We start from the raw sequence: 12,002 nt of genomic DNA on the forward strand, positions 1-12,002 counted from the left end.
AAATCAAATATAGAGGAATTTTAACAAATAAAAATTAAGGATTTATTAATAAATAATCAAATTGTTCATTATTTGTTAATAAATTCAAAAATGAGATCCCCTAATAAAGAATGGATAGCAAGCGTAGGTTAGGCCACTCGGCCTGTTGGATCTTCCTATAAAGAAGCAAAAGATGAAGATCCCTCAGACTGGGTGGCCAAGTACTTTAGAATGATTTGATATTAAGCCATTAATTTTAAAAGATAAAAATGGCGCACTCGAAGGGACTCGAACCCCCGACACCTTGGTTCGAAGCCAATGTTAACAATAACAAATATTAATAAAATCAGTAAATTGCGATGTAACAACTCTGGTAATTATTGCTTAGAACTGCATGAAACAACTACAGATATACTACACTTTGTTACAAATCTGCTACAATAAATTCTTATAGCTTTCCTGCTCTATAAAGCTGATTAACTCTTTTTCTGTTGGTAATACAGTTTTATATTTGGAAGCAAAAATTTGTTTACTCTCTTTAAGTACTGAATATTTAACCATGGTTTCATCTTTATCGGCACAAAGAATAATACCAATGGTAGGGTTATCATCTTCACCGCGTTTTAAATCATCAAACATACGCACATACATATCCATCTGACCAATGTCCTGATGCGTTAGTTTTTCAGTTTTCAGATCAATAACAATAAAACATTTTAAAAGGTAATTATAAAGACCAGATCAACATAAAAATGAGATGTCTCTGTACTCACTCGCATTTGACGAGCAACAAATGAAAAACCTTTCCCTAGCTCTAAAAGAAATTTTTGTAGATGCTCTATAATGTTTGACGCTAAAAAACTTTCTTGGCCTTTTAAATCTTGAGGAAGATTTAAAAATTCTAAAACATAGGGATCTTTGATAAAATCAAGATGCTGTTTATTATCTTGAGCGCTTGGATTTTCTTGCTCTTGCGTAGATAATAAACACCGGTAATAACCACTTTTGATGTTACGTTCTAATAAGCGCGTACTCCAATTTTGGGAATTTGCTTCTTGCAGATAGTAATATCTTTCTTTTTCATCATCTAAGCGCATAATCAGCCGTATATGAGTCCAACTTAGATTCGCTACGCACTGCGTAGCAAATTGGTCAAAATTAGAAAAACGTAAGTAGAACTGCCTAATATTTCGTATATTCGCCTCTGTAAAGCCTTTTCCAAAAGAATCTGTTAAGTATCGAGATAAATTTACAATCAGAAATTCACCATAATTTGCACGTATTTTACCCTTTTGTTCTTGCTCAACAATACGCTTACCAATTTGCCAATAGGTTTTAACCATGATGGAATTTACTGAACAGTAAGCTACCTCACGCCCAGCTTGCAATAACTCACTAATCTCAGAAAAAAAATGCTGCTCATCTGTTAATAGCTTTTTAGAACTCATCTTTGGCTTATCAAGTTTCTTGTGTGTTCAAGTTTAACTGATCCAGCAAACTTGAAAAAGATTATTACCAAATGAAAAGCCTCCTTAATAATTATTTTAAGATTGCTATATAGAATAAATTTATCCAAAAAATTCTGTCTATACTTAAGAAAATTTGCTCGTTGGATAAACAATGGACGAAAAATTTAGTAAAATAAAAAATTAATGATTGATAATCTAAATGCTAGACTTAACAAAGACTCCTCTAATGAGGAGCTATGGATTGTAAAAGAATTTCTGAAAAAGCATGCAATACTTTTTAAAGAAAATGAGCTTAGAAAAGAAATACAGGATAGTAAAACGGATATTCTTTTTAAGAATATTAACTTTCAGGTGAAGAAAATTTTATATCCTGATACTTATAAAGCTAAAGATAAAGATTTAAAAGAAAAAATTACTCAATCCCATACAAATGAAGAATACATTAATGCTACTGTTGAAGAGGCTCTTGAGCATCCAGGATGGCATTCCCCAGAATTTTTAAAAGAACTTATAATAAATAATGCGTTTTATGGGACAACAAAAATAAATAAAAAGCGTATCTTAAAATATCCACCAGAAATTCGTAGCCAATTAGATCTTTTATTTTTCATTGAGAATGACTTAAATGAAAAAAGAAATTTTCATAAAGATGTATGGGCAAAAATCACAGAAAAAGGTAATTTAATTTTACTATTTGGGATCATTGGCAGCGGAACAGTTTTTTACTTGTTTCTTAAATTCCAATATAGTCTATTTGTAACAGCCCTTGGTTACCCCTTACTGGGGATTAGCTTTGCTGCGCTAACCCTTGCAGCGCTTAGCCAAAACTCTTATTTATATAAAATTAGAATACCTGGCGCTGCCACTCTAGCTGCTTGGTCTTATGCTATCTATTTGATTCATAAACCCATCAGTGTGCTCATCTACCGTGCATTTTCAAATACTGGAGTTGACGCGTCTAGTCTCGCCCTGATACTAATTATAACTTTTGCTAACATTGTCGCGGGTTGGTTACTCTATACTTTTATAGAAGCACCTTTTTTAAAACTTCGTGAAAAAATTGGCAAAGAGAATGCCAATATAGTAAGGATAGATACTGCTTCGAGCCCAAGGACATACAGTCAGTACAAGACTCTATAGCAGGTAAGATGTTTAATTTTGCACATATACTCTTTTATGTTTTCTATTCTGGCAAGTTATCGATAGAATCCTATTTTAAGCACAATAATAATCAACACTAAAGAGGTGCATGTGTCGGATGTCGTAATATATACAGCTAAAGATGGACATATTGAATTAGATGTTAACCTGGCTAACGAAACTGTGTGGCTTACTTTGAATCAAATGGTACAACTATTTGGACGTGATAAATCAGTTATCTCACGACACTTGAGTAATATATTTAAAATAAATGAATTAGATAAAACTTCAGTTGTTGCAAAATTTGCAACAACTGCCTCAGATGGTAAAACATACCAAGTTGATTACTATAATCTTGATGCCATTATTTCTGTTGGCTACCGGGTAAATTCTAAAGAAGGCGTTCAATTTAGAAAGTGGGCTAGCAACATATTGAAAGAACATTTAATTCGCGGTTATACAAACAATAAGAAACGTTTAAATCAGCAAGGCATTCACGAGTTACAACAATCAGTTGAATTATTGCAGAAAACACTAATCAACCATGAATTGGTTAATGACCTGGGCCAGGAAGCCATTCAAATAATTTTAGCCTATACCAAAGCTTGGGATTTACTTTTAGCTTATGATGAAGGGAAACTTAAGTTACCAACAAAAGGCAAACAAACGACATCCAAGTTAACTTATCAAGCAGCTTTATCAGCAATTGAGTCTTTAAAGCAGGAGTTAGGTACACGTAATGAAGCAACAGAATTGTTTGGTAAAGAACGTGATGGCGGACTAGATAGTATATTAAATAACATCGAACAAACCTTTGATGGCGAATCTTTATATAGCACACCAGAAGAAAAAGCAGCTCATTTGTTATATTTTATCATAAAAGATCACCCATTTACTGATGGAAATAAACGAATTGGCAGCTTTATGTTTTTGCTATATCTTAAATCACAAAATTTGCCGATTAAATTCAATGAAAATGGGTTAGTAGCACTTGCTCTATTAGTCGCAGAAAGTAATCCAAGTCAGAAGGATATTCTCATTCGATTAGTTGTTAATTTACTAATTGATAAATCTTATTAGAACGATTAACTTTCCTAACCGCCTAAAAAAACCGGTGTAGCCTGGGAGGAAGGCGCAGCCTGTATCCCAGGTTTACCTTTCCCCTCAATTACTTTTCTAAGCCCTCACCACGCTTATCTAATTTTATAGTAAAACTCGACTTGATGAGAACTTTTGTAAAATAAGATTGTCCACACATTAAAAAAATCTAGGATACTAGCTACAAATCTCTTAAATAAAACCAAGTACTCCATCTAAAAAATCAAGATATTCTGTCTTAAATTTAAACTAATAAATTATTGATAAAACTATTTATGACACATTTATGCCACAATTTAAGTAAAAACCAAGTGCTCTAGCTTTCAAGTTTAATTATAACTTATTGATTTAAAACATAAAAATGGCGCGCTCGGAGGGACTCGAACCCCCGACACCTTGGTTCGAAGCCAAGTACTCTATCCAGCTGAGCTACGAGCGCAATGATAGGATAAATTTAGTATCAAAATGGTGGGCCGTATAGGATTCGAACCTATGACACAAAGGTTAAAAGCCTTCTGCTCTACCACCTGAGCTAACGGCCCAAAAAGGGTAATCTTAATTTCTTTGAGTTTATAACCATAAAAATGGTGGGCCGTATAGGATTCGAACCTATGACACAAAGGTTAAAAGCCTTCTGCTCTACCACCTGAGCTAACGGCCCAAAGAAGGATGTGATGATACCGGATTAAGCTAAAAATTCAAGTAGTTTGCTGAATTATTTCCTATTTCTAATGTTAAATAGTTATTTAAGAACGTAAATTATGGATAATTTGCATTCATGGACAAGTAGCTGTTGTCGTAAGCTGATTCCTAGCTAATAAACTTTTACCACGATAAAGGTTTTCACTGGTGGCAAGTACTGACCACTTTTCTTTTACTAATAAATTAACTACAGCATTTAATCTAGCGTGTGGAACAATTAGAAGTAAAACATCCATACCTAACGCACCACAACCTTTTATGGTTAACACATCAGGATTTGTCTTAAAACCCTTAATAAAATCTAAAGTCGTTGGTGCAACAAAATTTAAATGGGTAAGTGCTTCTTGATAAGCATCAATAGCCATAATTAATTGATTACTATTACCGTCGCTAAATGCTGCTTTCGCTTGTTCTATAATAGTTATGAGAATACTAAGGTCATCAGGAAGTGCTACCGCTTGTAGATGACTATGGGTAGCTAATTTGTTACCAGTATGCAACAAAATAAAAGAGATATCTTGAAAAATCCAATCATAGCAATGCACTTCTCGAGTTAACTTATCTATATAGACACAACCATGATGCACTTGAGCCAACACATCATAACCGCTAGGCCTAACTCCTTGTCCACTCCAAGCGTACTTATAATAAGTTTCTAATAAATCATCAAGGCTTAAAGTTTCTTCATTTAAATAACGAGCAGCTAAATAACTTCCGATAAATTGCGCACTTGAAGCGCCTAAGCCACCTAATCCCTGGTAAGGATCAGTCCAACTTATCTCAGTTAATGCTCGGCCATACTGTTCCCAAAGCCTTCCTGCTGGTGAGTTAGGATGAATTAGGGAATTACTTTTTCTAAGCGAAAATTCAAAATTAGGCTCAGTAGTTAAAAGAATAGCTGGCCCTTCTACAAGTGCTGCATACTCACCAACTAAAAAGGTTTTTGCTGGAATCTGCCACTTCATTGTGCGACTTTTGCCTGACGTAAAGAAGATAATAGTTCATTTGCGTTAGCTAAGCTAATTCGTTTATTGACTAATAGTAAATGCTGTAACCGCTCTTTTAAAACAGGTATCTCTTGATCAGTGGCACCTGCAACAAGTAATAAATTATCAATATGCAACTTCATGTGGCCTTTAATAATACCGTCAGTGCATAACGCTTTTAACGCTCCTAAATTCTGTACAAGACCTACGGCAGCAATAATTCTTGATAAGTGATTAGCTGATTGAATACCCATCATTTTTAAACATAATTTAGCTGTAGGATGTAGCGCCGTTACCCCGCCTACTGTCCCAACGATGATGGGTGCAGTTAGCTGACCGATAAGCTGGCCTTGATTAAAACGCCAACGAGTAATTGCTTGATAATGGCCATGACGTGCGGCATACGCATGTACGCCAGCTTCAACCGCGCGCCAGTCATTCCCTGTTGCAATTAAGACAGGATCAATACCATTCATTACCCCTTTATTATGAGTTGTGGCGCGATAAGGATCTTTTTCCGCAAAATAAGAAGCTTCCTGTAAACGCAGACCTAATTCAGGTTCAACGTCATTAATAATAACTTGCGCCGTGGTAAGCTTTTGATCATTTAAATTAGATAAAATACACATGGTGACTTGTTCACCCGTGATATTTTCAATAGGTGTTTTGAGATATTCTAAAACTTGATTAATAATATTAGCGCCCATAGCATCACAGCTATTCATCATTAAATGAATAATAGCCATATCGCCGCCATCCTCACGTATCAAATGGCGAAGCTTAAGATCAGTTACACCACCGCCGCGCTTTACCATACTGCTAGCGACATCTTCATTAGCTTTTTCAATTAGAAATTGTTTGTTTTCAGCGAACATTGCAGCAAAGCGTGTAAAATCTTTGACTTTAGCAAGCTGAATTTGACCTAAGATATTTTCACCCTCTACCCATGTAACAATCTGACCTTGTTGTCTAATCCATTTTGCAGTTTTAGAGAGCGCGGCAATAATTGAAGTTTCTTCAACAGCAAGCGGAATAACGTAATCTTCACCATCAATACAAAAATTAGTAGCAACGCCTAATGGGAGTTGAAAATAGCCAATGACATTTTCAATGAGTTTATCGGCAAGTACTGTATCTTGTACACCACCACAATTTAAGTAATTTAAGTCTTCGACCGTTAAAACGCCTAGCTGTATAAGTCGTTGGAATCTTTCTTCACGCGTTAAACGCGAAAAACCCTGGAATAATTTTCCCGCTTGTTTGCTTATAGGCATGCCTTCCCCTTTAAATCAGCAATCACGCAACTACCTGTACAAAACATAGCAACTTGCAATTCATATTCTATTGTAGTCATTAGGTTAAAAACTTCGTCTGTATTAATTAAAGCCGCTTCTAGCATAGGCTTTGCAAAACCAATGGTGGTTGCACCTAATGCAAATAATTTAGCAGCGTCTAAGCCATGTCGAACACCACCAGAGCCCCAAATTTCAAAGCATGGACTAACTGCCGTAGCATTTAGTACACTATTGACTGTGGTTATGCCCCAATTTTTAAAGGTTGTAGCGACTTTTTCCTGTAGCATTCCACTAGAGCGACAGCCTTCAATTCGGCCCCAATGAGTTCCTCCTAATCCACTTACATCAACCGCGGCCACACCAATATCATTTAATCGTTTTAAGGTAGGTATTGAAAAACCACAGCCTGTTTCTTTGACAATAACAGGCAAAGGTAAATCCTTAACTAACCTCTCTAATTTTTGCCAACAGCCCTTAAAAAAGGGAGTCCCTTCAGGTTGAATTACTTCTTGTAATGGATTGCAATGAATAATTAATCCTTTTGCTTGCAAAACATCAGTTAATTTCATTATTTGTGTTAAAGAGGTCTCTAGAAGCTGCGCGATACCTAAATTACTAAATAAATCTACCTCTGGAAAATCAATCCGCAAGGAATGCCATTCATTAGCAGCGTCATTATCAAATAACTCTCGACGCTGCGAACCAACGCCCATTGCCCAGCCGCTTTGAGCACAGGCTGCAAGTAAAGTTTGATTAATAGCTTTAGCTCTACGATGCCCAGCCGTCATAGAACTTACTAAAAAAGGTTTACTGACAACTTGACCAAATCGCTGGCTTGTAATAGATAAATCATTAAAATTAAGATCAGGTAGTGCTTCATGCTGCAGAGAGACTTGATCAAAGATATTAAATTCTGAAGCCTGATTAGAGGATAATAATGCTAATTCAATATGATCTTCTTTACGTTTTTCAAATTGACTGAAATTATCTTGCATAGCGTACTAATAACTCTAAAAATGGTTTAGATTTTAGCATAATTATTTGTCTTTTAAAAAAAGTTAGATAATTGAGTTAACTTAAGAAATACCTTTAAGTTTATCTTATCTTACTTAATAAGTAATAAATATCATTTAATCGAGTGTTTAATCGAGTAAAAAAATAGATTAAATTAAAGAATCCTAAGGCTTTATGATCTAAAGTAGCAAAACGTTTAGGGTCATCACGAATTGCTTTATTAAATTGCTCCATTAAATTATTTGGTGGCAACATAGAACCATAATCCTCATTCTTTAAGCGCTTCTTTAATGTTGTTAAATTAGCTTGGGTTACCTCAAGAGAAAACTTGATGTGATTGCGCTCTTCCTGTGTTAAATAAGGTTCAATCCAGCGATAAGCTTCAATTAACCCTACGACATATTTAATACAAAAAGCAGATTCTGTCATAAGTAAATAAAAATCTTTTCTATTCATGCGATGAAATAAAAATTCATAACTAATAGTTAGTGAATTATTACGCAATGCCTGAAAATCAGCATACAAACGTTGACTTTCTATAATAGGATGATGCTTTTCCTCTTCAAAAGTTAAATTTAAAATCATCTGAATTTGTTCAATATTCTTAATAAATATTTTTGGTATATTTGTTTTTACAGGTAAGCAAAATCGACTTACTAAAATAGCAATACCAGCACCTATGGCCGTATCTAAAATTCTATCGCGAAGTAGATTTAAGTCCCACTCCCCAAGTATGGCGAATAAAAAAACAACAACACCAGTTAAAGCAAAGATACCTATTAAATGGTAGATAGAAAATAAATAAACAGCAAAGAAAACAAACACTAATAGGATTAATAAAATAAGCGTATGGTCTGGTGGAATTATCCAGTACAATGCTGTACCAACCCCCCCTCCTAAAATAGTCATACTAACTCGTTCTAAAGAGCGCCTTAAACTATCGCCCCAAGTCTGTACGGTTAAAGCCATCGCGGTCATTGCTACCCAATAACCTCTTTCTAACTGCAAGCAGTAAGTAAGTAATTCAGCGATCGCAACAGCAATAGCTGCCTGATATCCTCGCTTAGTTGTATTCCTAATTTCCATTGCCAGCTCACCCTAAATGAGTAATATGTTGATTAAATAGATTAAAGCTTAATTGAAGGTTTAAAATAGCCATAATAGTCGTTGGCTCTGTTAAGTATTGTTCTCTTAACGACTCATTTAAAATTTGCAGTGAAACTGGCTTTATATTTCCAGAAATAGAATAGTTCTTACTCATAGTTAAAGAGTCTAGTAATTGACTGAACTCTTTATTAATTGAACCTAACGTTGAGCGTACAGTATTAGGTAAATGATAACCATGGATTTTCAGGATACGATAGGCCTCAATCATTAACATATAGGCATGCGTTAAAGCATATTGATGCATTAAAATATTATTAACTTTATTTTCTTGTTCATTTCCCGATAAATATTGTTCAAGCGCCTGATTAATATCTAAAAGTTGATTTAAATGATCTTTAAGCTGATTAAATGTTTTTTCTTCTACAGGTCGAATAGAACTTCTAGATAGGAGATAACGCTCGATATCCAACATACCTAAAGCTAATAGATGAAAGAAACGATTGGAATTATAAATAAATAATTGCGAGTGATTTTCGGGAAAAATGAATAATAACGTTAGTGCCGAAACCAGCAACCCAATAATAAGACCATGCAAATGAAGCTCTATTGCATTACTTGTATCCACAGGAAGAATAGTGGCTGAAAAACAAAGCATCCACATCATCATTGGTGCTAAACTAGTTTGTAAATCAAACCGGCGGATATAATTTACACTAAAAGCTAAAATAACTAATGTAAGGCTTTTTAAATTATAAAAATCACGTATGTATAGACCTAAAAGAAACAAACTAAAATAAACTAGATTAAATAAAATTACCTGTATAATACGTTCTAAGTATGTTTTTGCAGCGATTCCCTGCATAGCAAACCCACACACTAAGCCACCAATTACTTTAGTTAAAAAACTTTCCTGATTAAGAAGTAGTAGAGTAATTAAAATTGCAAAAACTGTTCGTGCTGCATGCTTTAAAGAAAAGTAGCCAGGGTCAATATTCCATAAAAACATAGATATTTGGTTAAAACGGGAAAATTCCTGCATGATAAAGCCACCTCCAGTAAAGCACCGTTTAACTCATTAGATTTCTTTCGAAACTACCATCTGCTAATAAAAGACGTCAATGAAGCGGTTTAAAAGGCTTTTTACACTTTTATACTCACATTTTTTATTGACCTTAACTTATGCTTGACAGTTTCGAAAGAAATCTTTTAGCTACTTTTTATTAATATTTTTGCTGCAAAAAGGTATTTCGTATTATCCTAGGCTATTTTACATAGCCAACTTAATTATGAATAAGGTAAAACCAGCTGCTAAGCTTGTCTTTGATGATGAAAAGAACTGCTATCAATGTCAAGGAGCATGGACAATTAATTCTTTGCACGAACTAGGTAGTAGTACATCAGAGGTAAGTCTTAAGTCCGATAATATTGTTATTAGTGGCGCCGACCTTACAGCTTTTGATAGTGCTGGCGCTTTAGCACTTCATGAGTTTATTAAAAAAGTAGAAGATAAAAATAAAACAGTAACTTTAACTGATTTTTCTGAGCAACAGGAAGCGTTACTAAAATTAATAAGTGATAAAAAAGACACACTAGATTATAAAATTCCCTCTTACCAACGTCATAATTTTCTTTATCGTACTGGTTATGAGGCCATACAAAAGGTACATCAAGCTACAGGATTTATTGCACTTGTTGGTGATCTCACGCTCAAATTAGGTGAAGCATTAAAGCAATGGCGCCGATTTAGACTAGCAAGTATTGTCTCTAATATTGATTCTAGTGGTATTCAAGCTTTACCTATTGTTGCACTTTTATCTTTTTTAATTGGCGTTGTTTTAGCTTACCAAATGGGTTTACAGTTACAAACTTATGGTGCCAATATTTTTATCGCTTATTTATCAGGTATGGCTATTTTCCGCGAATTTGCTCCCTTAATTACAGCCATTATTGTAGCAGGACGCACAAGCTCTGCATTTACCGCTCAAATTGGTAGTATGAAAATTAATGAAGAAATAGATGCTGTTTTAACTATGGGTTTATCACCTACGGAGCTACTGGTAATGCCTAAAGTCATGGCTTTACTTATCGTATTTCCTTTATTAATTTTTTGGTCTGATTTTTTTAGTATTCTAGGCTCTATGTTTATGTCTAAATGGATGCTTAATATTGGCTATTATGATTTTTTAATGCGTCTTAAAGAATCGGTTGGCGTAAAACAACTTTTATTAGGTTTATATAAAGCACCAGCATTTGCTTTAATTACAGCATTGGTAGGATGCTATCAGGGGTTTTTAGTACAAGCTAATGCTGATAGTATTGGTACACAAACAACAAAAAGTGTTGTCCAAGCTTTGTTCTTAATTATTGTTGCAGACGCTATATACTCTGTCCTTTACAGCTGGGTGGATGTTTAATGAATCAACCAGTTATTGAAATAGAGGGTCTTAAAAATTATTTAGGTGGCCAATGGGTACACTCAGATGTCAATCTAACGGTACAACAAGGGGAAATCTTAGCTATTATTGGTGGAAGTGGTAGTGGTAAAACAACTATTTTAAGAAGTTTACTTATGCTACTTAAGCCTACAGCAGGCTCCTTAAAAATATTTGGTCAAGACCTCGCGACGCTTTCAGCTTATGAAGCCTTTAAAATTCGTCAACGTTGGGGAATGTTATTTCAACATAGTGCTCTTTTCTCAGCCATAACTGTTTTAGAAAACGTAATGTTTCCTATGAAAGAATTTACTTCTTTAGATGTAAATTTTATGGAAGAATTAGCTATGCTTAAAATCGCTTTAGTAGGATTGCCTAAAGAAGCAGCCGGTAAATTCCCAGCTGAATTAAGTGGCGGTATGCAAAGACGTGCTGCGGCAGCGCGCGCCATTGCAATGGATCCTGAACTTTTATTTCTTGATGAGCCTACTACGGGGTTAGACCCCCATAGCGCTCGATTATTCGATGATTTGATTTTATTTCTACGTAATGTATTAAATTTAACTGTCGTTATGATTAGTCATGATTTGGAATCATTAAAGCGTATAACTGATAGAGTAGCCTTCGTCGGTGATGGACAAGTGCTATCTGTTGCACCTATTGAGGAATTAAGAGAAAATCAACATCCATTGATAGCTGATTATTTTAATAATCTTTAAACAAATTAAATTTTAGTTTATTAATATAAAATGACCTTTGTATAGAACAAAATATGTAAAC

General features: G+C 34.6%; 9 protein-coding genes, 3 tRNA genes and 1 pseudogene. 4 read left to right on the top strand and 9 right to left on the bottom strand.

Annotated elements, in window-relative coordinates; translation table 11 throughout:
- Positions 1-414: 414 nt before the first annotated feature.
- Positions 415-1,427: pseudogene (locus ACNVED_RS12090) on the bottom strand (PDDEXK nuclease domain-containing protein).
- A 204-nt stretch (positions 1,428-1,631) separates the two neighbouring features.
- Here ACNVED_RS12090 and ACNVED_RS12095 point away from each other — a divergent pair.
- A complete protein-coding gene (locus ACNVED_RS12095; RefSeq protein ID WP_419419269.1) occupies positions 1,632-2,588 on the top strand; it encodes a hypothetical protein in 957 nt (318 codons plus the stop codon).
- A 111-nt stretch (positions 2,589-2,699) separates the two neighbouring features.
- Entirely contained in the window at positions 2,700-3,668 is a 969-nt protein-coding gene (rhuM, locus tag ACNVED_RS12100; protein WP_419419270.1) for a RhuM family protein, read from the top strand.
- A gap of 380 nt (positions 3,669-4,048) precedes the next feature.
- Here rhuM and ACNVED_RS12105 read toward each other — a convergent pair.
- The 8 genes from ACNVED_RS12105 to ACNVED_RS12140 form a co-directional block, all read right to left on the bottom strand.
- Positions 4,049-4,125 (bottom strand) — tRNA-Arg (locus ACNVED_RS12105).
- A gap of 27 nt (positions 4,126-4,152) precedes the next feature.
- Positions 4,153-4,228: transfer RNA gene (locus ACNVED_RS12110), tRNA-Lys, on the bottom strand.
- A 43-nt stretch (positions 4,229-4,271) separates the two neighbouring features.
- Positions 4,272-4,347: transfer RNA gene (locus ACNVED_RS12115), tRNA-Lys, on the bottom strand.
- Between the two features lie 115 nt (positions 4,348-4,462).
- The gene (locus ACNVED_RS12120) at positions 4,463-5,353 is read right to left on the bottom strand and encodes a hypothetical protein (protein ID WP_419419271.1); all 891 of its coding nucleotides are present in this window, start codon (positions 5,351-5,353) and stop codon (positions 4,463-4,465) included.
- Positions 5,350-6,648 carry a hydroxymethylglutaryl-CoA reductase, degradative gene (locus tag ACNVED_RS12125; RefSeq protein WP_419419272.1) on the bottom strand — a complete coding sequence of 433 codons (1,299 nt, stop codon included), beginning with the start codon at positions 6,646-6,648 and terminating at the stop codon, positions 5,350-5,352. The genes ACNVED_RS12120 and ACNVED_RS12125 overlap by 4 nt, the downstream gene beginning before the upstream one ends.
- On the bottom strand, positions 6,639-7,664 hold the full coding sequence (fni, locus tag ACNVED_RS12130) for a type 2 isopentenyl-diphosphate Delta-isomerase (protein WP_419419273.1): 1,026 nt from the start codon (positions 7,662-7,664) through the stop codon (positions 6,639-6,641). The genes ACNVED_RS12125 and fni overlap by 10 nt, the downstream gene beginning before the upstream one ends.
- A 100-nt stretch (positions 7,665-7,764) precedes the next feature.
- The gene (locus ACNVED_RS12135) at positions 7,765-8,769 is read right to left on the bottom strand and encodes an FUSC family protein (RefSeq protein WP_419419274.1); all 1,005 of its coding nucleotides are present in this window, start codon (positions 8,767-8,769) and stop codon (positions 7,765-7,767) included.
- A gap of 7 nt (positions 8,770-8,776) precedes the next feature.
- Positions 8,777-9,829: a hypothetical protein gene (locus tag ACNVED_RS12140; RefSeq protein WP_419419275.1), complete on the bottom strand. Its 1,053-nt coding sequence runs from the start codon at positions 9,827-9,829 to the stop codon at positions 8,777-8,779.
- 247 nt (positions 9,830-10,076) lie between these two features.
- On the opposite strand from ACNVED_RS12140, the gene ACNVED_RS12145 reads away from it, so the two are divergent.
- Together ACNVED_RS12145 and ACNVED_RS12150 are read left to right on the top strand one after the other, a co-directional pair.
- Complete coding sequence (locus ACNVED_RS12145) at positions 10,077-11,204, top strand: MlaE family ABC transporter permease (protein WP_419419276.1); 1,128 nt, start codon at positions 10,077-10,079, stop codon at positions 11,202-11,204.
- Positions 11,204-11,941, top strand: coding sequence for an ABC transporter ATP-binding protein (locus ACNVED_RS12150; protein WP_419419277.1), 738 nt, complete (start codon positions 11,204-11,206; stop codon positions 11,939-11,941). Before ACNVED_RS12145 ends, ACNVED_RS12150 begins: the two co-directional genes overlap by 1 nt.
- Positions 11,942-12,002: the final 61 nt, after the last annotated feature.

This window comes from Legionella sp. D16C41, assembly GCF_048541585.1.
In the GTDB taxonomy this organism is placed as follows: Bacteria; Pseudomonadota; Gammaproteobacteria; order Legionellales; family Legionellaceae; genus Legionella_C.